Source organism: Lautropia dentalis (assembly GCF_003892345.1).
In the GTDB taxonomy this organism is placed as follows: Bacteria; Pseudomonadota; Gammaproteobacteria; order Burkholderiales; family Burkholderiaceae_E; genus Lautropia; species Lautropia dentalis.
Genome location: NZ_RRUE01000002.1, coordinates 578,840 through 603,655, shown reverse-complemented (window position 1 = coordinate 603,655; position 24,816 = coordinate 578,840). Strand labels below are relative to the sequence as shown.

The following is a 24,816-nucleotide window of genomic DNA, read 5'->3' as shown; positions in this document are numbered from 1 at the left end:
GGGACAGGCCTGGCCCCCTTTATCCCGATCCGGGATTTCACGGGACATATCCCCGTGAGACCCTTGGCGCCCCGCCGCCCCGCTTCGCATGTCCGACATCCTTTCGCTCATCCTCGAATCGCTGCCCGACCTGCTCAAGGGAGCACGCTTCACCCTGCTGCTCAGCCTGGGTGGCATGACGTTTGGCCTGCTGCTGGGCTTTCTGCTGGCACTGGGCCGGCTGTACGCGGCCCGGCCCATCCAGTGGCTGGTGCGCTTCTACGTCTCGTTCTTCCGCGGCACCCCACTGCTGGTGCAGCTGTTCGTCATCTACTACGGCCTGCCCGAAACCGGCCTGCAGCTCTCGCCACTGCCCGCTGCCCTGATCGGCTTCTCGCTGAACATGGCCGCCTACACCTGCGAAATCCTGCGCGCCGCCATTGCCACCATCGATGCCGGCCAGTGGGAAGCCGCCGCCAGCCTTGGCATGAGCCGCATCCAGACGCTGCGCCGCATCATCATCCCGCAGGCCGCCCGCACCGCCCTGCCCCCGCTGGGCAACAGCTTCATCTCGCTGGTCAAGGACACCTCGCTGGCCGCCACCATCCAGGTACCCGAACTGCTGCGTCAGGCCCAGCTGATCACCGCCCGCACCTTCGAAGTCTTTGCCATGTACATCGCGGCCGCCCTCATCTACTGGGCCATCGCCAGCCTGCTGTCCGTGGCACAGAACCGGCTGGAAAAACGCGTCAACCGCGGCAACGACGAGTCAGGCAACCGCTGATACATCATCAAGCGCCTTGCCCCCGCACCGGCACCGGCACCGGCCCCGGCCATGTGCCGACAGCGCACCGTGCGCAAGCAAGGCGGCCTGCTTCTGCAGGGGAGCGGGCCCTGTTTCAACAGGCGGCCTATTCCAGCAGCCGCTCCACCCGCGCCTGCAGCGTGGCCTTCGACACCGCCCCGATGCGGATTTCCTGCAGCTGGCCATCCCGCCCGAAAAACAGCGTGGTCGGCAACGCCCGCACCCCGAAATGCCGGCCGGCCTCGCGCTGTGGGTCCATCAGCACGTTCTGCAGCTGCCCAAGCCCCCGCGACTCCAGAAAGCGCCGCACCCGCAGCACCTCCTCCCCCTGGTCCACGAACACCACCGCCAGCTCCGGATGCTGCCGCTGCGCCTCGGCCAGCACCGGCATCTCCCGCACACAGTGCGGGCACCAGGTAGCCCACAGGTTGACAATCACCGGCCGCCCGGCAAACGCCTGCAGCGACACCGCCTGCCCGTCCAGCGTGCGCATCTGCAGCCCCGGCAATGGCTGCCCGCCGCCAGCCGGCATCTGCAGCGCCATCAGCCCGGCCACACCCACGGCCGTCATCGCCGTCATGGCACCCATCAGCGGCCTGCCGGCCACCTTCCCGCGCAGCACATACCAGAGCGTCAGCACCCAGACCGCCGCCAGCCCCGACCACGGCTCGAAGCCCCCATCGCGCACATCCAGCATCGTCCACGGATCCACCAGATAGGCATCCCGGTACAGCAGCACATACGCCCCCCGCGACACCACCAGCGCCCAGAACACGATCCGCCAGAACAACGGCTCCACCGGCGCCGTCTGCAGCCGCCGGGCCAGCCAGCAGCCCAGCCAGGCACCCACGAACACCGCCACCAGCGTCAGCAGCACGGAAGAGGGAAAGGACAGCGGACCGAGTTCCAGGGAAACAGGCATGGGCAGAGCAGAAAAGGAGGAGTGGGGGAACCCGAAGTATCGCAGCACTTCCGCCATCCGCCCACGCTGCCACCACACGTCACACCTTGCGACACAAATCTCCTGCCCCAGCTCGCCGCACGTCCAACCCGCTCATCAGGGTTAACCCTAGCCATCACCAGCAATCCGCCATCCCCCTGTTTTTCAAGGGAATTTCAGCCACAGGACACAAAGGGAAATGATTGACCCTTTCAGTTGGCTTTTGTACATTGCCGCCACCCTTCGCCGGGAAGGAAGACCCCTGACCATCAGGCTTCCTGCCCATGATCCCACTGGTGGCATGCAGCCCCAAAGCCCATCCGGCCCACGGCTGCATCACACAGCCTCCCCCAACCCCGGAGCCGTCCTGTATGGAAACCTGGATCCAGAACTACTCGGCCGTCGGTGGCAGCCCGCTGCTGACCGCAGCCGTCGCCCTGCTGCCCATCGTCTTCTTCTTCGTGGCCCTCACCATCCTCAAGATGAAGGGTTATCTGGCCGGCCTCTTCACCCTGCTGATCGCGCTGGGCGTGGCCATCTTCGCCTTTGGCATGCCCACCGGCATGGCCATCTCCTCCGCGCTCTATGGCTTCGCCTATGGTCTGTGGCCCATTGCCTGGATCATCATCACGGCGGTATTCCTCTACAAGATCACCGTCAAGACCGGCCAGTTCAACATCATCCGCGCATCGGTCATCTCCATCACGGAAGACCAGCGCCTGCAGATGCTGCTGGTCGGTTTTTCATTTGGTGCCTTCCTGGAAGGCGCCGCAGGCTTTGGCGCGCCGGTGGCCATCACCGCCTCGCTGCTGGTGGGCCTGGGCTTCAACCCGCTCTACGCCGCCGGCCTGTGCCTCATCGCCAATACCGCCCCGGTGGCCTTCGGCGCCATGGGCATCCCCATCCTAGTGGCCGGCAAGGTTTCCGGGCTGGATCCCTACCACATCGGTCAGGTGGCCGGTCGTCAGCTGCCCATCCTCTCCATCATCGTGCCCTTCTGGCTGGTGGCCATGATGGACGGCATGCGCGGCATCCGCCAGACCTGGCCCGCCGTGCTGGTGGCAGGCGTCTCGTTTGCCGTCACCCAGTTCCTCACCGCCAACTTTATCGGCCCCGAACTGCCCGATGTCACCTCCGCGCTGGTCTGCCTGGTCTGCCTGTCGCTGTTCCTGAAGAAATGGCAGCCCGAGGAGATCTTCACCTTCGACGGCATGAAGAAACCCACGAAGCGTCATGAGGCCGAGTACACCACCGGCCAGATCCTGAAGGCCTGGTCGCCGTTTGCCATCCTCACCGTCTGCGTCAGTCTCTGGACGCTGAAGGGCCTGCAGAACGTGCTCGACGCAGCCACCATCAAGATCCAGTGGCCCGGCCTGCACAATCTGGTCATGAAGGCTGCCCCGATCGTGGCCGAGCCCACGGCCTACGCCGCAGAATTCAAGCTGAACCTGCTCGGCGCCGTCGGCACCTCCATCCTGCTGGCAGCCCTCATCTCCGCCGCGCTGCTGCACATGCGCATTCCCAACGTCATCAAGACCTTCTTCGAGACGCTGCTCGAACTGCGCCTGTCCATCCTCTCCATCGGCCTGGTGCTGGGCTTTGCCTTCGTGGCCAACTACTCGGGCCTGTCGTCCACGCTGGCCCTGGTGCTGGCCGGAACCGGTGCGGCCTTCCCGTTCTTCTCGCCCTTCCTGGGCTGGATCGGCGTCTTCCTCACCGGCTCCGACACCTCGGCCAACGCCCTGTTCGGCTCGCTGCAGGCCAGCACGGCACACCAGATCGGCGTCACGCCTGAACTCACCGTGGCGGCCAACACCACGGGTGGCGTCACCGGCAAGATGATCTCGCCGCAGTCCATCGCCATCGCCTGCGCCTCGGTGGGTCTGGAAGGTAAGGAATCCAACCTGTTCCGCTTCACGGTCAAGCACAGCCTCATCTTCTGCGTCTTCGTGGGTCTGCTCACGGTGCTGCAGGCGTATGTGCTGCCCTGGTCCCTGCATTTCTTCCAGAAATGACCCTCCCACGCCTCGGGGAGCCTGACACGCCCCCGAGGCCATGAGGGATGATGCAGTCGCTGTATCCTCTATCAGACTCGTCATCCCTCATCCTCGACCGCCCTATGGATATCCTCACCCGCCTGTATCGCCTGCCCACGGGGCGTTTCCATTACACGCTGCTGGGACTCATCGGCGTCGGCTGGCTGTTCGACGCCATGGACACGGGCCTCGTGTCCTTCGTGCTGCCCACGCTCAGTCAGCAGTGGCAGCTCACGCCGGCGCAGTCGGGGTGGATCGTCAGTGTCGCCTTCGTGGGCATGGCGCTAGGCGCCGTGGCCAGCGGCTGGGCCGCTGACCGCTTCGGCCGCCGCAATGTCTTCGTGGGCACCATGGTGCTCTACAGCATCGCCACCGGCCTGTGCGCCCTCTCGCCCAGTCTGCCCATCCTGCTGTTCTGCCGTTTCTGGGTGGGCTTCGGACTGGGTGGCCAGCTGCCGGTGGCCGTCTCGCTGGTCAGCGAATTTGCGCCCCCCGCAGTGCGTGGCCGGCTGATCGTGCTGCTGGAAAGTTTCTGGGGCCTGGGCTGGCTGGCCGCCGCGCTGGCCTCGTGGGGCTTCATTCCGCACTTCGGCTGGCACAGTGCATTCTGGATCGGTGCGCTGCCCATCTTCTATGCCCTGTGGGTCTGGAAGAAGCTGCCGGAATCCGTCCCCTACCTGCTGGCCCGGGGCCGGGTGGACGAGGCCCACGCCCTGGTCTCGCGCCTTGAAGCCCAGGCCGGCCTGCCCGTCGTGGCAGAAGCTGTCGTGGCCGCCACCGCCACCCATGAGCCCATCCGTTTCGGACAGCTCTGGAAGCCGCCCTTTGCCCGCCGCACCCTCATGCTGTGGCTGATCTGGTTCGGCATCGTGTTCTCGTACTACGGCATCTTCACCTGGCTGCCCAAGCTGCTGGTGGAGCAGGGACACACCGTGGTCAAGACCTTCGAGTACATGCTGGTGATGATCCTGGCCCAGCTGCCCGGCTATTTCTCGGCAGCCGTGCTCGTGGAACGGATCGGCCGCAAGGCCACGCTGGCCTCGTTCCTGTTCGCCTGCGCCGCATGCGCCTGGTTCTTCGGCCAGGCCACCACCCCCACCACCATCCTGCTGTGGGGGTCCCTCATGTCCTTCTTCAACCTGGGGGCCTGGGGCGTGCTGTACACCTACACCCCCGAGCTGTACCCGGTTCGATTCCGGGCCTTCGGCTCCGGCTGGGCAGGCGCCATCGGCCGCATCGGCGGCATCGTGGCACCACTGGCGGTGGCCGCACTGGTGGGTGGCGCCAACGGCTTCGCCCACATCTTCGGCATGTTCACCGCCGTGCTGCTGGCCGTGGTCGTGATCATCCTGGTGCTGGGCGAGGAGACCCGCGGCCGCTCGCTGGAAGACATCAGCGACTGACGCTCATGCATGCCGCGCATGACGGCATGAGGGCAGCGCCTAACTACAAAAACGCACATTGATACCGGTACGGCGCGCCGGTAACGTCCCTGCCATCGCACCCCCAGGGACGACATCATGCAACCCCATACCCTGTCCTCTTCACTGGCCATCGACGCCCCGGGCTCCCGGGGCAGCCAGACACGGTTCGGCCGCGAATCATATACGCCAGTCCAGCGCGACCCGGCACCCGCCGACACGCAGCCGCCGGCAGCGCGTCCGCCCTGGTACCGTCAGGAAGACGGCTGGGCCATCTTCATCGGCCTGGGCATGGTGGCGCTGGCCAGTCTGGCGCTGCTGGCCGGCGAATCCGGTGCGCTCAAGCTCGTCACCGTGAAGTTCGGCAGCTGGCGCACGCCCGGCGAAGGGCTGGCCGCCCTCGGCAAGGCGCTGCCCTCGCTCATCTACCTGTATGCGCTGCTGCTGGTACCGCTGTCCATCGGCGCCGCCCGCATCGGCTACAACGTCACGAAATTCGGCAAGGGCCTGCTGGCGCTGTATGGGCTGGCCGTACTGGTCACGCTGCTGGCCAGCAACACCTGGTTCAAGGCTGCCCAGCTGGAAGGCCCGCTGGTGGCTCTCTTCGTCGGCCTGGCCATCGGCAACACCGTGCGCCTTCCCGCCTGGCTGCACGAGGCATTGCGCACCGAATACTTCGTCAAGACCGGCATCGTGCTGATGGGTGCCACCCTGCCCTTCACGATCATCCTGCAGGCCGGCCCGGCCGCCATCAGCCAGGCGCTCATCGTCTCCTTTGTCACCTTCGGCAGCATCTATTTCGCCGCAACCCGACTCTTCGGGCTGGATCGCCGTTTCGGTGCCACCCTGGCTGCCGGCGGATCGATCTGCGGCGTCTCCGGCGCCATTGCCATCGGCGGCGCCTGCCGTGCCCGTCCCCAGCACGTCTCGGTAGCCATCTCGCTGGTCATCGTCTGGGCCGTGGCCATGATCTTCATCCTGCCCTCGGCAGCCCGTGTGCTGGGCCTTGAACCCGGCATCGCCGGCGCCTGGATCGGTACCTCGGAATTCGCCGATGCGGCCGGTTTTGCCGCCGCCGAAGCCATCGGCCACGAATCGGCCGTACAGGCTTTCACGCTGATGAAGGTGGTGGGCCGCGACATGTTCGTGGGCATCTGGGCCTTCCTGGTGGCCATCCTGTCGGTCACGGTGTGGGAACGTCAGTCACGCGACAGCGCCGAGCGCATCGACCGTCGCGAGATCTGGCGGCGCTTCCCGAAATTCATTCTGGGCTTTTTCGTGGCCTCACTGCTGACCACGGCGGCACTCACGCTGCTGGACGGCGCCCAGGCCACCGCCTACAGCAAGGACGTGCTGGGCACGCTCAAGTCGCTGCGCGGCTGGTTCTTCACCCTCACCTTCCTGGCCATTGGCCTGACCACGCGCTTTCGGGAACTGACGGCCGTCGGCATCAAGCCCTTCCTGGCCTTTGCCGTGGGCGTGGCCATCAACGTGCCGGTGGGCTACTTCCTGTCGGTCCACGTGTTCGCCGACTTCTGGAACGCGCTCTGATCATGAACACCTCGCTCGTCAACCTGCGCACCACCGTCAACAGTGCCACCCATGAGGGCCACCGCGACCTGCTGCTGCAGGCCGCGCTGCTGGCCCAGGGATTTGCCATCGACACCGAGCAGACCGGCCGCAAGGCCAGCCAGAAGCCCCGCTGGCGCGCCACCTCGCACGACATCGACGCCCAGGACATCAAGCACCATCTACAGGAGCTGGGCTTTGCCGACCACGAGTTCCAGATCCGGATGGAATTCCAGCGCGCCTGGGGCTGCCTGTAACGCTGAGATCGGCCTTGACGACGGCTCAGGTATAGGCCGCCCCATTCGTGTCACATGGTTAAACTGGCGCGGCGCATCGCGCTGCCTGACACGCTGATGTCCGAGATTCCATCGCCTTGAACGAGGAGCCGCATCATGACCGCATCTCCCTCCCAACCCATCGTTGGCCGCATCCTGCACCTGGGGCTCAGCAACTTCCACCGCGCCCACCAGGTGGTCTACCTGCAACGCCTGAAGGATCAGGGCGAGGCCGGCTGGCAGCTGGCCGGCACCAACATCCGTCCCGATGCCAACTCGCTGCTGGAGGCCCTGGCCGCCCAGGATGGCAATTTCACGCTGGAAACCATCGACCCGCACGGCAAGGTGGAATACCACTGGATCACGGCCATCGACCAGGTGATTCCCTACGATGCCAGCCTGAAGACCATCACCGAACTGGCCACCGATCCGATCACCCGCATCATCTCCTTCACCGTCACCGAAGCCGGCTACTACCTGCTGGAAAACGGCGATCTGGACACCAGCTTCCCCGACCTGAAGGCCGACCTGGAGCGCGTGAAGAAAGGCGAACCGGGCCAGACGCTGTACGGCGCCCTCATCACCCTGCTGCGCGCCCGCAAGAAGGCCGGTGGCGGCCCCATCACGCTGCAGAACTGCGACAACCTGCGCCACAACGGCGACCGGGTGCGTGGCGGCCTGCGCGACTTCGCCCAGAAGATCGGTGACACCGACATCCTGAGCTGGATCGACGCCAACGTGCGCTTCCCCAACGCCATGGTCGACCGCATCACGCCGCGCCCGCCGGCGGAGCTGAAGGCACGCGTCAAGGCCGCCACCGGACGCGACGACAATGCCGCCCTGGGCTCCGAGAGCTATCTGCAATGGGTCATCGAGGACAATTTCGCGGCTGGCCGCCCCGCCTGGGAAAAGGTCGGTGCCGAACTGGTGGCCTCGGTCGATCCCTACGAAGAAGCGAAGATCCGCCTGCTCAATGCCACCCACAGCTGCATTGCCTGGGGCGGCACACTGCGCGGACACGAGTACATCCATGAAGGCGCGCGTGATGCCGTGGTGCGCAAGCTGGCCTTCGACTACGCCACCGACGACGTGATCCCCTGCCTGTCGGGTCCCAACAATCCCGTGGACCTGACAGCCTACCGCGATATGGTGCTGGAGCGCTTCGGCAACGATGCCATCCGTGACACCAACCAGCGCGTCACCGCCGACAGCTTCTCGAAGATCCCGGGCTTCATCCTGCCCACCATCCGCGACCGGCTGGCCCGCAACGAGAGCATCGATTCGGTGGCCGTGCTGCCCGCCCTCTTCCTGGAATTCCTGAAGCGCTGGCATGCAGAAAAGCTTCCCTTCCAGTACCACGACCAAAGCATGGATCCGAAGGCGGCTCACGCCATCGTGCAGGCTGACGATCCAGTGAAGGCCCTGTGCGCCGATCGCATGCTGTGGCAGGAACTGGCCGGCGACGCCCGCCTGGAAGCTGCCGTGCGCAAGGCATTGGCACGTGTCCAGAAGGACGTGATTCCGGGCTGATACCCAGACAGAACGCACCATGGTGTGCCGCATGGCGCGCAGCCGACAGACTGCCTTCTTTTCGACAGTCTGCTGATTTGCAAGCCTGAAGAAACCGGTCCCCCGTCATTTCCCGGGAGCCGGTTTTTTTATCGGCACGCCGTCATCCAGGCTTCCACAGATGGCTCCAGACGACAGCAACCGGCTGCATGCAGCACTGTGAAGTCTGTGCGTACCACCCAATTTCATGGGGAGCGCCGATGCCCGGATGCAACTCTTTGCAACCATCGTTGCAAGGCATGACCAACAATCTGCCGTTCTCCAGGCAGACATCATGCAGGATCTCGAACATGTGAAATACATTCAGGCCCATTCGTGCAAGCGTGCACACGGAACGTATGCGTGCACACACATGCCTGAATGAAAACGTTGTCCGATAAATACATCCAGCCTTTCCGTGTTCTACGAAGTGCCCAGACGCACCGCTCTACAGTGACCTTCGGCGCTGGCGACCTTCCGCCAGGCTCCATATCGTTAACAGCCGCCAAGGATCACTCATGTCCATACGCACGTTCCTTCCATCTTCGCCCAGCTCTGCTTCTCCCGGTACGCCTCACGAATGCTTCCACACGCCCATCACGTCGCCTGCACGCCGTCACCCCGGTCGCCCTCTGGCGCTGCTGATGATGCTGTCCCTGGCTGCCTGCGGCGGCAGTGGATCGGGTGATGCCGGACAGCCTGCCCAGCTGACACAGAAAGCCGACACGGCGGTTCTTTCCAGCAGCCCGGCAAGCAATACCTCAAGCAACGAGAGTACGCGCCCGAGTGCTGACACTGCCGGCAATGCTGCCACCGCAGCCGATCCCTCGACGAACAGCACGCCCACCACGATCGCCTCCGAAGCAGGGACTGCTGCTGCCGCCACGCCATCGACCAACGCTGCTGCGACCGGAACCCCTGCTGCCGGCACGCCATCCACCCAAACCTCCGCGACAGAGACCACGGGTGCCAACACACCATCGGCCAGCACCACGGCAACCGAGACTGCCGCTGGCGCAACACCCGCTGCCCCAGGAACCACCACAACGCCGGCAGCGGACACGGCAGCAGCCACCCAGGACGCGGCGTCAGCTTCTGCCACACCGGCTGCAACACCTGCCGCTACACCTGCCGCTACACCTGCCGCTACACCTGACGCAACACCTGACGCAACACCCGCGGCAACGCCTGCTGCAACGCCTGCTGCAACGCCTGCCGCAACACCTGCCGCAACACCCACCGCTGCACTGGGTGAACTGCTCGATGACCGGGAAATTCGCTCGGACGTGGTCCTGGCAGCCCTGCTGGACCATTCAACCACCAAGGACCAGGCCCCTGCCACGGATGCGACCCGCGAGCTGATCCCCACGGAAAAGGGTGGCATTGAACTCACGAAACCCAAACTGGCCAGCGAGGACCCGCAGCCCCTGCTGAAGCTGGATGTGGGCATTCAGCCGTCGACCGACAGTGCATTCCAGCAGCCGTACACCTATCGTGCACATGCTGAAGCCCAGCCTGGCCAGACCGGCAAGGCCGCTTTCAACGCCGCCACATGGGAGCTAGGTCTGTCCAGTGACCAGTTCGCAGCCGGACAGGCGGTGACGATCGGCAATATCCTGCGATTCACACAGGCGGGTCTCAACGGGGGGAAACCTATCGTATTGAATTCCGTGATTTCCTGGGGCAGTCCGGACAGTTCCGTCACGCAGTTTTCTGCAGAGAAGCGGATCTACCGAGACGGGAGCTTCAAGCAATGGGAGTCCGAAGACAAGGAATATAGAGCCGAACTTGACATGAGTCTTCTTGATGGGCCGAACACCTTCCTGCTGACGCTGAATGTCTTCAAGGCAGGCGGTTCGGAATCCATGGAAATCCACAGCGCGTGGCGCATTCCGGCCAACTGGAAATCCGGCGATGCGCTCGTCAAGCTGGGTGAACAGGTGGTTCATGAAACACGCGAGCCGGCATACAACGGCGATGGCGTCATTTCCGGTACATCCAGCAGCACCGACACCTGGAGCACCGCCAACTACCGCGCCGAAGGGATTGTCGACGGAACCACGGATGTACCGCTGAACGAACGAGGCATCAGTGGTGCACTGTTGTCTGCCTCCTTCGACTCCCTGCCGGACGAGGACCTCGGCTTCAATGATGACAATGGTCGTCTGAAGGCTGCCAGCAGCCCCACCGGCGCCTTCATCGAGAAGGCCCCTGATCCGGACAGCCTCAAGCTCTGGGAAAACAGCCAGGCCGATAATTTCGGTGCCCGTCCCGCCGCCGACAATTATGTCCCCGCAGAAGGAACCTATTATCACGAACTGAAGGCAGGCATTGATAACTGGTACAACGCGACACCCTCATTCGAGCACCTGGAGATGTCGCTGAAGCTACGCGCCGGCACGCAAAGCGGCAAACAGGTGATCTTCCTGCCCAACGAACTGAAGACATACATCGATGTCCCTCCCGCTGACAAGCCCGACGACCACAGCCCCAGCAATCGCATCGAGGGCGTGCTGGCATCGGTTGACGGGCAGAAGGGCTTCCACCATGACTCGCTGGTTCCCTTCGGGACATTGATGACCTGGCAGGGCCAGAAGGATGGCAAACCGCTGACCGTGAAGATGTCGCTGAAACCCGGTCCCGAGGCCAATCAGGTGACTCGTTGCTGGACGGCAGCCCTGCCCAGCCGGACCCGTGACCTGAACCGCGATATCTGCTCGACTTTCGTGGTGCCTTCCGGATGGCAGCATGGCCAGGCGCTGGAACGCGTGAGTAGCTATGTGACGGATACGCGCCCTGGAGACAACGGCCAGCCGGTGACACGCACCTGGCGCAGCAATCCAGCCGCGCCGAAGTGATTCGGCAGCAAGGCTGATACGCACATCATGGATGCCACGTGGCTGCACGGCATCCATGGTGCACGCTGCACCCATGTGATCCTCCCGTGCGCCGACCCGGGCCGGAGAGAATCCGCGGGCCTCTGAGATAGGTACAGAGTCGTCATCCCGTCGTGCATTGACTATTCTCGACTGGATGACGGATATACCGCGGGAGGCGTGCGACCGTTGAAGCGGCATCAGCCGCCCTCAGCTTCCACTTCGAAACATCCGCCGCCAGACGCTGGGGCTGACGTGGAAACGTTGGCGGAACTGCACACGTAAATTTGTGGCGCTGCCAAAGCCCGCCTTTTCCGCCACATGCTCAATAGGCATGTCACCATTTTCCAGCAGGTTCTGGGCCTGCCACAGGCGTTCTGTCTGCAGCCATTCTCCCAGCGCCATGCCCGTGGCCCTGGAAAAATGCCGAGAGAACGTGCGACGCGACATGTTCAGTCGCTTGGCCAGATCATCCAGCCGATGCGGACTACCCAGATCCTTTCGCAAGAAAACCAACAAGCTGTTGATCCGATCGTCCCGTGTGTGGCGTGTAGTCGGCTGACGGATGAACTGAGCCTGCCCACCTTCTCGATGCGGCGCGGTCACGAAGGTTCTTGCCACTTCGTTGGCCACCGTGACACCATGTATCCGTCGCAACAGGTGTAGACAGCAGTCCAGACCTCCTGCAGCGCCCGCCGACGTCAGAATGTTGCCATCCTCCACATACAGCCGATTTTCATCAAGCATGATTTTCGGAAAACGCTGGCGAAAGTCATTCTCCGCCATCCAGTGTGTGGCTGCGCTCTTTCCATCCAGCAGGCCGGCATAGGCAACCGCATAGGTTCCATAGCACAGCGCAACAATCTGTGCTCCTCGTTTAGCCGCCTTCCTCAGGTGCCGATTGAACTCAGGTGATGGCGCTTCGTCCACGTCACGCCATCCACTGATGACGATGACATCGGCACGATCCATGGACGATAGCCCCCCATGCACCGGAATACGGGCCCCCAGATGGGTGGCGACATCCTGGCCATTGTCGGAAAACACCCGTAGCCTGAACAATGGACTACTTCGATAGGAGGACTGAAACATGCAGAAAGGGATATTGAAGACGAAGTCATTCATCCCGGGCTGAGCATACAGTGCGGCCGTCCTCAGTTTTGCTTCAGTCGTCATGTTGGCCCGATTCTTTCGGAGATTGGCAATGTTGCCCATTCTAGTCGGTCTGAAGCCTTCCTAGAATCCTTCCTCTCCGATCTCTTCAGGAACAGACCCATGAACTGCAAGTCTACGGACCAGTATCAGCACATCCGCAACGCCACGGCCAGGATCACGTATGCCAATCAGACCTTTCTGGTGGACCCCTTTCTGGCACCCAAAGAATCCATGGCAGGTTTTCCGGGCACCCACAACAGCCAGCAGCGCATGCCGCTAGTGGATCTTCCGATGCCTGTCGAGAAGATCATGGAAGGCGTGGATGCCGTCATCGTGACCCACACACACGAAGATCACTGGGACAAAACCGCACAACAGGCAGTTCCCAAGAACCTTCCAATCTTTGTGCAACATGAGAGCGACGCCGGAAAGCTTCGCACGCAGGGCTTCAAGGATGTACGCATCCTGCATGACAGCGCCACCTTCAATGGCGTGATCCTGACCCGCACGGGGGGGGCTCATGGCACCGTGGAAATGTATGCACATCCACAGATGGCACAGATTCTGGGCGATGCCATGGGTGTGGTGATGCAGAAAGAAGGCCACAGGACAATCTACATCGTGGGCGACACGATCTGGACGGCTGACGTGAACAAGGCGCTGAACCGCTTCCAGCCGGACGTGCTGGTGATGAACACAGGCTATGCGCGCATCCAGGGCCTATCCGACAGCATCATCATGGGCCCGGACGACGTACTCAAGGCCACCCAGGTCATGCCGAATGCACAGATCATCACCGTGCATATGGACACAGTCAACCACACCGCTGTCAGTCGTCAGGACATGCGTCGTTTTCTGGTTGGCGAAGGCATCATTCACCGTGTCGCGGTACCAGAAGATGGCGAGATCGTGACGATTAATGGAGCTTCAATCACTGCGACATCTCAGCTCTGATCTCCACGCGTCCAGTGCTCTGCCAGAAAGTCCACAAATGCCCGGATTTTCGGGCTGACCGCGGTGTCACCGTAATAGACGGCGTAAAACGGTTTGGCTTCGTTCAGGGCACAGTCCGGCAGGAGTTCATGCAGGTTGCCGGCAGCGATGTCACTGGCCACGACGAAGTCCGACAGGCAGGAGATGCCGTTGCCGGATAGACAGAGCTGGCGGATGGTTTCTCCGCTGTTGGCAGACAGTTGGGGCGTGGCGGCATAAGGGGCATGACCGCTGTCAGCAAATGGCCAGTTGTTCAGGGTTCTGGGTTCGGAGAAACCAATGAGGGTGTGCCGCGACAGATCGGCAACGCTTTCCGGCGTGCCGTATCGGGCCAGATAGTCGGGTGCAGCAACAAGCTTCAGGCGACTGTCAAACAGGTGCCGGGCACGCAGCGCAGAATCGTGCAGGCTGCCTGCGCGGATGGCGATATCCACGCGCCGTTCGATGAGGTCGATATAGCCTTCGGACGAGGTGAGCTGCAACGACACCTGCGGATAACGCTCGCGAAACGGGCGCACGAGCGGGGCAATGCGATGCAGCAGCGTGGGCGTGGCGGAATCCACCCGAAGAATGCCCTGCGGTGTACCGCCCGAGGAGAGGAGTTCCGCCTCTGCGGCCTCGATGTCATGCAGTATCTGCCTGGCACGCCTGAAGAAACGGCTGCCTTCTTCGGTAAGCCGCAGCTGGCGTGTGGTGCGGTTGAGCAGATTGGTGGAAAGTTTCTCTTCCAGCCGTTTCACGGTGCGGCTGACGACGGAGTTGGCCAGGCCCAGCCTTTCTGCGGCACGGCTGAAACTGCCGCTTTCCACCACCTGCACGAATACGGCCAGCTCATCGGAATGGCTCTTCATTGTTGCTGATACTGGAAAAGTGTTTTGCGATTATTGCCATTTTCCTTCATGAAGGATAGACGGACAATGGCGTGTTTTCAACACGACTTCTGAGGAATCCACATGAACATTCTGTTGATTGACGGCGGACAGGCCTTCCGTTTCACCGAAGGCCGTCTGAACCACACGCTGCACCAGACCGCCCGAGAGACACTGACCGCACTCGGGCACGCCGTGAAGGAAACGGTGATTGAGCAGGGCTATGACACCGTTGCCGAGGTGGAGAAATGGCTGTGGATGGATGCGGTTGTCTGGCAGATGCCCGGCTGGTGGATGGGCGAGCCGTGGACGGTCAAGAAGTATGTTGACGAAGTGTTCAGCGAAGGCGTGGGCGAAGACAAGCTGGTTGCCAACGATGGCCGTCACCGTGTCAACCCGACGGTGGGCTACGGGACGGGTGGATTGCTGCACGGCAAGAAGCACATGATCTCATCCACCTGGAATGCACCGATCGAGGCATTCACCCGGGAAGGCGACTTCTTTGAGGGCGCAGGAGTGGACGGCGTTCACTTCCATTTCCACAAGGCCAACGAGTTCCTCGGCACCACACGGCTGCCCACGTTCAGCTGCAACGATGTAGTGAAGAATCCGCAGGTTGAGCGCTACCTGTCCGACTATCGCGCACACCTGGAGAAGGTGTTCGGCAAGGCGTAGGTTCGGGGCGCAGGAATAGAATAGACATGTCCTTTTCTGACTGACGAGGAGCGCCCATGAAGGCCGTCGTGATCCATGAAGCGGGAGGTCCCGAGAAACTGATCCTGCAGGACGTGCCGACACCACAGCCCAGGCCGGGCTGGTCGTTGGTGAAGGTCAAAGGCTTTGGCATCAACCATTCCGAGATCTTCACCCGGGAAGGCAAGTCGCCCAGCGTGGGTTTTCCGCGAATTCTGGGCATTGAATGCGTCGGGGAGGTTGCCGAGAGCACCACACCTGCCTTGACGGCAGGGCAGAAGGTGGTCTCGATCATGGGAGAGATGGGGCGCGCCTTCGATGGGAGCTACGCCGAGTACGTGCTTCTTCCGAATGAGCAGATCTACCCCATCAAGACCAGCCTTGACTGGAAGACGCTTGCTGCATTGCCGGAAACCTACTATACGGCCTACGGCTCCATGCTGAAGCTGCAGATCCGGTCATCCGACAAGGTTCTGGTACGCGGCGCCACCAGTGGTGTGGGTGTGGCTTTTGCCTGTCTGCTGAAGGCGCGTTTTCCGGATGTCATCCTGCATGGCAGCAGCCGCTCTGCCAACAAGGCGGCACGCCTGCGCGATGCAGGCTTCGATGCGGTGATCATCGACCAGAACGGAACCCTGCAGACTGACGAACAATACGGCAGGATTCTGGAACTGATCGGCCCTGCCACGCTCCGGAACAGCTTTGACCACATTGCAGAACGAGGCATCGTCTGCAACACGGGGCTACTGGGCAACCAATGGTATCTGAACGGATTCGATCCCATCATGGAGCTGAAGAACGACAGTTACCTGACTTCGTTCTACTCGGGGCTGGTCAACGCCGAGCGGCTGAACGCGCTGTTCGCCTACGTCGATCAATACAACGTCAGGGTGCCCATCGAACGGGTCTTCAGTCTTTCCGAGGTGGCGGACGCACACCGATTCCTGCAGAGCGAGCACAGCTTCGGGAAGGTGATCGTTCTCAACGACTGATCGATCATGGCACGCAGAAGACGCCTGCGCCTTCACGCGCCATGATTTTTGAGGCGCCCATCAGGCAACCAGTTCGATCTGGTTGCCCTCCTTGTCCAGAAAGCAGCTTTCATAGTAGCCATCTCCAGTCGTGCGCGGTTCGCTGACGATCTCGAATCCGTCGGAACGCAACCGGTCGGTCAGCGCCCGCACCCTTTCGGGGCTGCCGACCTTGATGGACAGATGGGCCCATCCCAGAGCAAAGGGATGGCGCACCGGATCGGCCATTTCCGGCCGCGTCATGATCTCCAGCCGGGCGCCGCCGCTGTCGGCAAAAGTCAGGAAGTACGTCATCAATCCGGTTCGAGGATTGTGGTATTTCTCGTTCGGAACGGCATCGAAGTACTTCATGAAAAACGCTTTCGAGCCTTCCAGATCCTTCACATAGAGCGCGACATGGTCGAGTTTCATTGCGTATCTGCCGACTTTCGCTCATTGCACTTCAGTACATCATACACCCCCATGGACATTCGGGCAACCCCAGATGCCTGAAGGTGTGCAGGAGAACCCGGCTGCTGTGATTGAGCCAATGAGCCTGCATCAAATCCCGTGCATGACGTATCGGATGATTCTTCAGATAAGCCGGCGATGCGCAGATCAGCGTTTTCCAGACCGCCAGGGTACGCACCACACTGTCCCCCTCTTCGGGAATAGGAACAGCACGTATCGCGATGTCTGCCTCCTCATGCAGGTCGGCCATACGATTACTTTCCAGAAGCACCAGCCGAACCTTTGGGCAACGCTGACGCAGCATGAAGACGACCTGCTTCAATGGCGTCGTTTCACTGTAGCCCGTTGGAAGGCTGATACGTACTTCACCTTCGGGCTCAGCCTTCAGGACGCCCATGTCTCGCTCGACGGCATCATGCCAGTCGAGAAGCTGCTCTGCGTACTTCTGCAGGCACCGCCCTTCCTGGGTGGCAGTCAGACTCCGCGTGGTACGCGCGAGCAACTTGACCCCGTAATGCCGTTCCAGCTTGCGCACCACCTGGCTGACCGCGCTGGGCGTCATTCTAAGCTGCGCAGCAGCGGCGCTCATGCTGCCTTGGCGCAAGATGACGCCAAAAACATAGACAGGTTTGAGTGATTCCATTTTGAAACCACGCTTCAAACTTGATGAAGAATTTAGGGATTATCAATCAAAACAGCTTTTCCTACAATGCACCTGTCTGAAGCAACATCACCTGACCACAGGAGTCTCTCATGCCCCATATCGACATCAAGTGCTACCCGAAAGGCCTGAGCAAGCAGGAACTGCAGTCCTTCGCGGACGATCTCACGACGTTCGCAAGCCAGCGCCTGAACACACCGAAGGAATACATCACCATTGCCTATACCGAAGTCCCTGCCGAAGCCTGGAAAGAAAGCGTCTTCGACACGGAAATTGCACCGAACGTGGACAAGCTGTTGCGCAAGCCTCAGTACAGCATGTAGTGCAGTTCCATGAATTACCCCCAGGGATCCTCTGAAGATGCGATGGCCGCGAAGACTTGTCCAGAGGATACCCAGCCCCTTGAAGCCCGCGTGACGTACCGGCAGGGTAGTCGCCATCGATGCCGGCGAATGGAAGTATGGCTTCATCCAGGGTGGCCGCAAGGCCGATGCAACATTCCAGGACATCGAAAGGCCAGATCCCGAGTACTGGCGTGAACAGATGGTCATTCGCCCCGAACCACAGCGGACAGCGCAGTGGTTCCGTGATGCCAATGCCGTATATAACGAAACACAAGTCAGCAAGGAAACCTTTGGAGCCATTCACGCCCCCACCCTGCTGGTGGTCGGCGAAGACGACGCCAATGCCCCGCTGGATACCGTGCTTGCTGCTTATCGCATGTTGTCCGACGGCAGCCTTTCAGTCATCCGAACACTGAACATCCGGTTTTCATCCAGAACTTTCCTGCCGTCTGGGATGCCGTGGAACCGTTCCTGGATGCTGAGTGAGCCTCTCTTCGGGCATGAAGCGTGTACCTTGACGCCCTCATGCCCGGAAGGGCCATCTGCCGCCAGATACACCAGCTCCTTCCAGTCCTTTTTCCATCCGACATGCGTGGGCCCGCAGTAACGGCTCATTCGGGTGGCTGGAGCCCTTCCAACACCCTCATCAGCGTCTTCAACCCATCCTCCAGCTGCTGCCGCGTGCGCGGTGGCAGCTGATCCAGCACCGTGCCCTCGTTTTCCACGTGTGGCACCACGGCCTGCTCGATCAGCGCCTTTCCCTGCGGCGTGAGCTGCACCAGCTGGCTGCGGGCATCCTCCGGGTTGGGCAGGCGTCGGATCAGGCCCTTCTCTTCCAGGCGCTGCAGGCGATTGGTCATGGTGCCGGAGGTGACCATCAATGACTCGAACAGCGCCGTGGGCGTCAGGCTATAGGGCTTGCCGGCCCGGCGCAGCGTGGCCAGTACGTCGAAAGACGCCGTGTTCAGCCCGTGCTCGGCAAACACCGCTTCCAGCCGGGCCTGCAGCAGTGCCGTGCAGCGCTTCAGCCTGCCAAACAGGATCATGTTTTCGGATGCGAGCGGGGGCATTTCCCGCTGCCACTGGGCGACGATGTGATCCACGGCGTCGGGTGTGGATGTTGGAACCGGCGCTCCAGTCGAGCCGGATACCTTGACGTTGGACATGGTGAAAGCCTGGGCGTTGCGGGACGGTGAACAGTATATCGGCCGCGTGTGCAGGACAGGCGGATGGGCTCAGTATTTATCTTGACATCAAGATAACTGCAGCATAGGATGTCACTCATCCCTTGACAGCACGCCCTTGCGCACGCACGCCATGAATGACACGCATCGGGGAAGCCCGCTCATGGTGATCCTCACCACGGCGCTGGCCCCACTCATCTGGGGCAGCACCTATCTGGTCACGACCGAATTCCTGCCACCCGACCGGCCGTTCACCGCCGCACTGCTGCGCGTGCTTCCGGCCGGATTGCTGCTGCTGGCCTGGACACGGGAATGGCCACGCTGGCGGGACATGGGGTGGCTGCTGGTGCTGTCCATCCTGAACATTGCCTTCTTTCAGGCCATGCTGTTCGTGTCGGCCTATCGATTGCCGGGCGGGCTGGCTGCCATCCTCAATTCCACGCAGACACTGATGGTCCTGGTGCTGACATGGTGGGTGGGCAGGAAGCAGCCACCGATCATGGCGTGGGCCTCGGCCGCACTGGGGGTGCTGGGCATCGTGCTGCTGGTGTATTCACCGCAGGCCCATTTCGACACGCTGGGCATCATCGCGGCGCTGGCCGGATCGGCCTCCATGGCCACGGGCATCTTCTTCTCGGCACGCTTTCAGCACGGGCTGTCGGTCCTGGCCTACACCGGCTGGCAGCTGCTGCTGGGCGGGCTATGCCTGCTGCCGGTGGTGCTGATGCTGGAGCCCTGGCCCGAGCACTTCACGGCAGCCAACGTGGGCGGTTATCTGTACCTGTGCCTGGTGGGCGCGGTGCTGGCCTACGTGCTGTATTTCCGGGGCATCAGCCGGCTGCCGCCCGCCATCGTGTCGTCGCTGGGCCCCCTCAGCCCCGTGTGTGCCTTCGTGCTGGGCTGGGTGTTCCTGAACGAGCAGCTGGGCGGCCGTGCCCTGGTCGGCTTCGTGCTGGTGCTGCTGTCCATCATCGGCGTGCAGCGGGCGATGATGCCCCGGACAGGAACGACCTCGACATCCCTGTCCCGCCACGACAGCTGATTCGACGCCAACGTGCGCTTCCCCAACGCCATGGTCGACCGCATCACGCCGCGCCCGCCGGCGGAGCTGAAGGCACGCGTCAAGGCCGCCACCGGACGCGACGACAATGCCGCCCTGGGCTCCGAGAGCTATCTGCAATGGGTCATCGAGGACAATTTCGCGGCTGGCCGCCCCGCCTGGGAAAAGGTAGGCGCCGAACTGGTGGCCTCGGTCGATCCCTACGAAGAAGCGAAGATCCGCCTGCTCAATGCCACCCACAGCTGCATTGCCTGGGGCGGCACACTGCGCGGACACGAGTACATCCATGAAGGCGCGCGTGATGCCGTGGTGCGCAAGCTGGCCTTCGACTACGCCACCGACGACGTGATCCCCTGCCTGTCGGGTCCCAACAATCCCGTGGACCTGACAGCCTACCGCGATATGGTGCTGGAGCGCTTCGGCAACGATGCCATCCGTGACACCAACCAGCGCGTCACCGCCGACAGCTTCTCGAAGATCCCGGGCTTCATCCTGCCCACCATCCGCGACCGGCTGGCCCGCAACGAGAGCATCGATTCGGTGGCGGTGCTGCCCGCCCTCTTCCTGGAGTTCCTGAAGCGCTGGCATGCAGAGAAACTGCCCTTCCAGTACCACGACCAGAGCATGGACCCGAAGGCGGCGCACGCCATCGTGCAGGCTGAAGACCCGGTGAAGGCCCTGTGTGCCGACCGCGTGCTGTGGCAGGAACTGGCCGGCGACGCCCGCCTGGAAGCTGCCGTGCGCAAGGCATTGGCACGTGTCCAGAAGGACGTGATTCCGGGCTGATACCCAGACAGAACGCACCATGGTGTGCCGCATGGCGCGCAGCCGACAGACTGCCTTCTTTTCGACAGTCTGCTGATTTGCAAGCCTGAAGAAACCGGTCCCCCGTCATTTCCCGGGAGCCGGCTTTTTTATCGGCACGCCGTCATCCAGGCTTCCACAGATGGCTCCAGACAACGGGAACCGGCTGCATGCAGCACTGTGAAGTCTGTGCGTACCACCCAATTTCATGGGGAGCGCCGATGCCCGGATGCAACTCTTTGCAACCATCGTTGCAAGGCATGACCAACAATCTGCCGTTCTCCAGGCAGACATCATGCAGGATCTCGAACATGTGAAATACATTCAGGCCCATTCGTGCAAGCGTGCACACGGAACGTATGCGTGCACACACATGCCTGAATGAAAACGTTGTCCGATAAATACATCCAGCCTTTCCGTGTTCTACGAAGTGCCCGGACGCACCGCTCTACAGTGACCTTCGGCGCTGGCGACCTTCCGCCAGGCTCCATATCGTTAACAGCCGCCAAGGATCACTCATGTCCATACGCACATTCCTTCCATCTTCGCCCAGCTCTGCTTCTCCCGGTACGCCTCACGAATGCTTCCACACACCCATCACGTCGCCTGCACGCCGTCACCCCGGTCGCCCACTGGCGCTGCTGATGATGCTGTCCCTGGCTGCCTGCGGCGGCAGTGGATCGGGTGATGCCGGACAGCCTGCCCAGCTGACACAGAAAGCCGACACAGCTGCTCTTTCCAGCAGCCCGGCAAGCAATACCTCAAGCAACGAGAGCACGCGCCCGAGTGCTGACTCTGCCGGCAATGCTGCCCCCGCAGCCGATCCCTCGACGAACAGCACGCCCACCACGATCGCCTCTGAAACGGGGACCGTGACTGCTGCCACGCCACCGACCAACGCCGCTGCGACCGGAACCCCTGCTGCCGGCACGCCGTCCACCCAAACCTCCGCGACAGAGACCACGGGTGCCAACACACCATCGGCCAGCACCACGGCAACCGAGACTGCCGCTGGCGCTACAACCGCTGCCCCAGGAACCACCCCAACGCCGGCAAACGACACGGCAGCAGCCACCCAGGACGCAGCGCCAGCCGCTGCAACACCGGCTGCAACACCGGCTGCAACACCGGCTGCAACACCCGCCGCAACACCCGCCGCAACACCTGCTGCAACGCCTGCCGCAACACCCGCCGCTGCACTGGGTGAACTGGTCGATGACCGTGAAATTCGCTCGGACGTGGTCCTGGCAGCCCTGCTGGACCATGCAGCCGCCAAGGACCAGGCCCCTGCCACGGATGCGACCCGCGAGCTGATTCCCACGGAAAAGGGTGGCATTGAACTCACGAAGCCCAAACTGGCCAGTGAGGACCCGCAGCCCCTGCTGAAGCTGGATGTGGGCATTCAGCCGTCGACCGACAGTGCATTCCAGCAGCCGTACACCTATCGTGCACATGCTGAAGCCCAGCCCGGCCAGACCGGCAAGGCCGCTTTCAACGCCGCCACATGGGAGCTGGGCCTGTCCAGTGACCAGGCTGCCGCCGGCCAGGCACTGACAATCGGCAATATCCTGCGATTCACGCAGGCGGGTCTCAACGAGGGGAAGCCCCTCATGTTCCGTGCCGTCAGCCCCGGGGGGCGACCGGACAACTCCGCCACGCAGCTGTCGGCAGAGAAGCGGATCTACCGCGGCGGAAGTTTCAAGACATGGGAGACCGAAGACCGGGCGTATGTCGCCGAACTGGACATGAGTCTTCTTGATGGGCCGGACACCTTCCTGCTGACGCTGAGCATCGCCAAGGCAGGCGATTCGGAATCCATGGAGATCCGCAGCGCGTGGCGCATTCCGGCCAACTGGAAATCCGGCGATGCGCTCGTCAAGCTGGGTGAGCAGGTGGTTCATGAAACACGCGAGCCGGCATACAACGGCGATGGCGTCATTTCCGGTACATCCAGCAGCACCGACACCTGGAGCACCGCCAACTACCGCGCCGAAGGGATTGTCGACGGAACCACGGATGTACCGATGAACGAACGAGGCATCAGTGGTGCACTGTTGTCTGCCTCCTTCGACTCCCTGCCGGACGAGGACTACGGCTTCAATGATGACAACGGTCGTCTGAAGGCTGCCAGCAGCCCCACCGGCGCCTTCATCGATAAGGCCCCTGATCCGGACAGCCTCAAGCTCTGGGAAAACAGCCAGGCCGATAATTTCGGTCCCCGTCCCGCCGCCGACAACTATGTCCCCGCAGAAGGAACCTATTATCACGAACTGGAAGCAGGCGTTGGTAACTGGTACAACGCGACACCCTCATTCGAGCACCTGGAGATGTCGCTGAAGCTACGCGCCGGCACGCAAAGCGGCAAGCAGGTGATCTTCCTGCCCAACGAACTGAAGACATACATCGATGTCCCGCCCGCTGACAACCCCAACGACCACAGCCCCAGCCATCGCATCGAGGGCGTGCTGGCATCGGTTGACGGGCAGAAGGGCTTCCACCATGACTCGCTGGTTCCCTTCGGGACATTGATGACCTGGCAGGGCCAGAAGGATGGCAAGCCGCTGACCGTGAAGATGTCCCTGAAACCCGGTCCCGAGGCCAATCAGGTGACTCGTTGCTGGACGGCAGCCCTGCCCAGCCGGACCCGTGACCTGAACCGCGATATCTGCTCGACTTTCGTGGTGCCTTCCGGATGGCAGCATGGCCAGGCCCTGGAACGCGTGAGTAGCTATGTGACGGATACGCGCCCCGGCGATAACGGCCAGCCGGTGACGCGCACCTGGCGCAGCAATCCGGCAGCGAAGTAAGTGATTTACATCCGGCAAAAACGCCGGTCATGGGGGCGGGCCTTTAGCCGCTGGGCCCCCACTGGGTCGCCCCCTTGCTGCACTCCCCCACGTCATCAACTTGGCATGCAGCGCTGCCTTCACCAAACAGGCTGTAACCCATGCGCACGACACGACAGCGGTGCAGACTGGAATTCTCCGATCAGTCATCGTAAGCATTCGGCCGCGCGGAGGCGGCGGCCTGGGCCGACGTGTTCTTTTGCATAGGCACGGCGCCATTCACATCGGTCGACGCAGCCGATGCCTCCCAAGCAAACACGGACGGCAGCACGGCACGGAGCACCGAGCGCGTTGACAATACCGTCACGACCCGTTCATCGTCGACGGAGACTGCCAACAGCAACGTTCAGGCTAACGACGCCCCTCTCTCCGAGGACAGCCTGCGCGGCGACGTTCTGGCCAGGGCATTGCAGACCTCGACCAACCAGGCGGACGCCCACGGCCGGCAACAGGAACATCCGACCTCAGCCGTGCTCTGGAACGCCTCCTGGCCTAATGGAAAGAGGCAGGACAACCGCTGGTCCATTCCGGACATGGTGGTGGATCAGCGCATCATCCCGGAAGAGAGCAGCGCCGGATCGAGCTGGGCCATCTATCGGATCCGCTCCTATCCAGCCCGGCCCGTCAGCTACGGCCTGAAGTATGAAACGGTGGAACTGCAGCTGCACACCTCGGCGCAAGGGCTGCCTGACGATATCCGGAGCACGGCCGCCGACACCGAGCTGTTGCGACTGGATCGACACCTGCAGCTCACCGTCTTTCCGGCCACCGCAAACCAGGAAACGGAAAGCGCCGTCACCCAATCCATGCTCTCGCCGGCCGACTTCAGCATTCGCCGTAATGCCCGCCTGCGCTGGAATGAACCCCTGCATACCTGGACACTTGCGCAGACACCGGACCAAGGCAGGCCTTCGGTGCAGCTCAGCCTTGTCAGAGGAAAGGCTTCCCGTGACTTCGCCATCTGCCTGACGGCCCGGCTCTTCAGACCGGACCTGCGCCGTACCTGCACACTGTGGCAGATACCCAGGACCCCCGCCGCCCCCCTCGTCTACCAGGGCCAGCACGTCGTGAACAGGATACGGATCCACACCCGCACCGAGAACAGCCGCCAGCCTGGCCATGGCTACCTCATCGATCACTGGCAGTCGAAGACCACCGGACAATAGATGCACGCTGCCCGGACACCCCATCAGCACACACACGAGTCACGGCTACCCCACACCTGGGCAGCCGGACCAGAGAAATGGGATACAGTGCCGGATCCCCTTGCTTACGCC

Annotated in this window: 21 protein-coding genes and 1 pseudogene; 16 read left to right on the top strand and 6 right to left on the bottom strand. The window is 62.3% G+C overall.

From position 1 onward, the window contains the following. Window positions 1–88: 88 nt before the first annotated feature. On the top strand, window positions 89–763 hold the full coding sequence (tcyL, locus tag EHV23_RS10540; RefSeq protein ID WP_125096032.1) for a cystine ABC transporter permease: 675 nt from the start codon (window positions 89–91) through the stop codon (window positions 761–763). A gap of 127 nt (window positions 764–890) precedes the next feature. On the opposite strand, the gene EHV23_RS10535 is transcribed toward tcyL, so the two are convergent. Beyond that, the gene (locus EHV23_RS10535; RefSeq protein ID WP_158615935.1) at window positions 891–1,706 is read right to left on the bottom strand and encodes a TlpA disulfide reductase family protein; all 816 of its coding nucleotides are present in this window, start codon (window positions 1,704–1,706) and stop codon (window positions 891–893) included. A 389-nt stretch (window positions 1,707–2,095) separates the two neighbouring features. Here EHV23_RS10535 and EHV23_RS10530 point away from each other — a divergent pair, with 389 nt between their 5' ends. The 6 genes from EHV23_RS10530 to EHV23_RS15285 all read left to right on the top strand — a co-directional run bounded on the left by EHV23_RS10530 (window position 2,096) and on the right by EHV23_RS15285 (window position 11,431). Beyond that, on the top strand, window positions 2,096–3,739 hold the full coding sequence (locus EHV23_RS10530) for a lactate permease LctP family transporter (RefSeq protein ID WP_125096030.1): 1,644 nt from the start codon (window positions 2,096–2,098) through the stop codon (window positions 3,737–3,739). Between the two features lie 47 nt (window positions 3,740–3,786). After that, window positions 3,787–5,163 (top strand): MFS transporter, encoded by a 1,377-nt coding sequence (locus tag EHV23_RS10525; protein ID WP_238990421.1) that lies wholly within the window; start codon window positions 3,787–3,789, stop codon window positions 5,161–5,163. A gap of 117 nt (window positions 5,164–5,280) precedes the next feature. Next, complete coding sequence (locus EHV23_RS10520; RefSeq protein WP_203228974.1) at window positions 5,281–6,732, top strand: YeiH family protein; 1,452 nt, start codon at window positions 5,281–5,283, stop codon at window positions 6,730–6,732. Window positions 6,733–6,734: 2 nt separating this feature from the next. Further along, a complete protein-coding gene (locus EHV23_RS10515) occupies window positions 6,735–7,007 on the top strand; it encodes a hypothetical protein (RefSeq protein ID WP_125096029.1) in 273 nt (90 codons plus the stop codon). Window positions 7,008–7,142: 135 nt separating this feature from the next. Next, window positions 7,143–8,555: a D-arabinitol 4-dehydrogenase gene (gene dalD / locus EHV23_RS10510; protein ID WP_203228973.1), complete on the top strand. Its 1,413-nt coding sequence runs from the start codon at window positions 7,143–7,145 to the stop codon at window positions 8,553–8,555. 536 nt (window positions 8,556–9,091) lie between these two features. Next, entirely contained in the window at window positions 9,092–11,431 is a 2,340-nt protein-coding gene (locus EHV23_RS15285; RefSeq protein WP_158615934.1) for a hypothetical protein, read from the top strand. 228 nt (window positions 11,432–11,659) lie between these two features. Here EHV23_RS15285 and EHV23_RS10495 read toward each other — a convergent pair whose 3' ends face one another. Then, window positions 11,660–12,664 carry a GlxA family transcriptional regulator gene (locus tag EHV23_RS10495; protein WP_203228972.1) on the bottom strand — a complete coding sequence of 335 codons (1,005 nt, stop codon included), beginning with the start codon at window positions 12,662–12,664 and terminating at the stop codon, window positions 11,660–11,662. A 60-nt stretch (window positions 12,665–12,724) separates the two neighbouring features. Here EHV23_RS10495 and EHV23_RS10490 point away from each other — a divergent pair, with 60 nt between their 5' ends. Continuing rightward, window positions 12,725–13,558, top strand: a complete 834-nt coding sequence (locus EHV23_RS10490; RefSeq protein ID WP_125096026.1) for an MBL fold metallo-hydrolase — start codon at window positions 12,725–12,727, stop codon at window positions 13,556–13,558. Here EHV23_RS10490 and EHV23_RS10485 read toward each other — a convergent pair. Next, window positions 13,549–14,448 carry a LysR family transcriptional regulator gene (locus tag EHV23_RS10485; RefSeq protein WP_125096025.1) on the bottom strand — a complete coding sequence of 300 codons (900 nt, stop codon included), beginning with the start codon at window positions 14,446–14,448 and terminating at the stop codon, window positions 13,549–13,551. The two genes, EHV23_RS10490 and EHV23_RS10485, sit on opposite strands and share 10 nt — an antisense overlap. Before the next feature lie 102 nt (window positions 14,449–14,550). Between EHV23_RS10485 and EHV23_RS10480 the strand changes: the two genes are divergently transcribed. After that, window positions 14,551–15,141, top strand: coding sequence for an NAD(P)H-dependent oxidoreductase (locus EHV23_RS10480; protein WP_125096024.1), 591 nt, complete (start codon window positions 14,551–14,553; stop codon window positions 15,139–15,141). Window positions 15,142–15,197: 56 nt separating this feature from the next. Next, a complete protein-coding gene (locus EHV23_RS10475) occupies window positions 15,198–16,151 on the top strand; it encodes a zinc-binding alcohol dehydrogenase family protein (protein ID WP_125096023.1) in 954 nt (317 codons plus the stop codon). A gap of 60 nt (window positions 16,152–16,211) precedes the next feature. Here EHV23_RS10475 and EHV23_RS10470 read toward each other — a convergent pair whose 3' ends face one another. After that, window positions 16,212–16,601 carry a VOC family protein gene (locus tag EHV23_RS10470; protein WP_125096022.1) on the bottom strand — a complete coding sequence of 130 codons (390 nt, stop codon included), beginning with the start codon at window positions 16,599–16,601 and terminating at the stop codon, window positions 16,212–16,214. A 31-nt stretch (window positions 16,602–16,632) separates the two neighbouring features. Continuing rightward, window positions 16,633–17,283 (bottom strand): LysR family transcriptional regulator, encoded by a 651-nt coding sequence (locus tag EHV23_RS10465; RefSeq protein WP_125096021.1) that lies wholly within the window; start codon window positions 17,281–17,283, stop codon window positions 16,633–16,635. Window positions 17,284–17,393: 110 nt separating this feature from the next. On the opposite strand from EHV23_RS10465, the gene pptA reads away from it, so the two are divergent. Further along, on the top strand, window positions 17,394–17,624 hold the full coding sequence (gene pptA, locus EHV23_RS10460; protein ID WP_125096020.1) for a tautomerase PptA: 231 nt from the start codon (window positions 17,394–17,396) through the stop codon (window positions 17,622–17,624). A gap of 220 nt (window positions 17,625–17,844) precedes the next feature. Further along, on the top strand, window positions 17,845–18,252 hold the full coding sequence (locus tag EHV23_RS10455; RefSeq protein ID WP_125096019.1) for an alpha/beta fold hydrolase: 408 nt from the start codon (window positions 17,845–17,847) through the stop codon (window positions 18,250–18,252). Window positions 18,253–18,256: 4 nt separating this feature from the next. Here EHV23_RS10455 and EHV23_RS10450 read toward each other — a convergent pair whose 3' ends face one another. Continuing rightward, entirely contained in the window at window positions 18,257–18,811 is a 555-nt protein-coding gene (locus EHV23_RS10450) for a MarR family winged helix-turn-helix transcriptional regulator (RefSeq protein WP_125096018.1), read from the bottom strand. Window positions 18,812–18,962: 151 nt separating this feature from the next. On the opposite strand from EHV23_RS10450, the gene EHV23_RS10445 reads away from it, so the two are divergent. From EHV23_RS10445 to EHV23_RS10430, 4 genes and pseudogenes are all read left to right on the top strand, one after another. Then, window positions 18,963–19,871, top strand: coding sequence for an EamA family transporter (locus EHV23_RS10445; RefSeq protein ID WP_203228971.1), 909 nt, complete (start codon window positions 18,963–18,965; stop codon window positions 19,869–19,871). A 6-nt stretch (window positions 19,872–19,877) separates the two neighbouring features. After that, window positions 19,878–20,675, top strand: a pseudogene (locus EHV23_RS10440) (mannitol dehydrogenase family protein); the annotation flags it as partial. Window positions 20,676–21,211: 536 nt separating this feature from the next. Then, entirely contained in the window at window positions 21,212–23,500 is a 2,289-nt protein-coding gene (locus EHV23_RS10435; RefSeq protein WP_125096017.1) for a hypothetical protein, read from the top strand. 509 nt (window positions 23,501–24,009) lie between these two features. Next, the gene (locus EHV23_RS10430) at window positions 24,010–24,705 is read left to right on the top strand and encodes a hypothetical protein (RefSeq protein WP_125096016.1); all 696 of its coding nucleotides are present in this window, start codon (window positions 24,010–24,012) and stop codon (window positions 24,703–24,705) included. The last annotated feature ends 111 nt before the right edge of the window (window positions 24,706–24,816 follow it).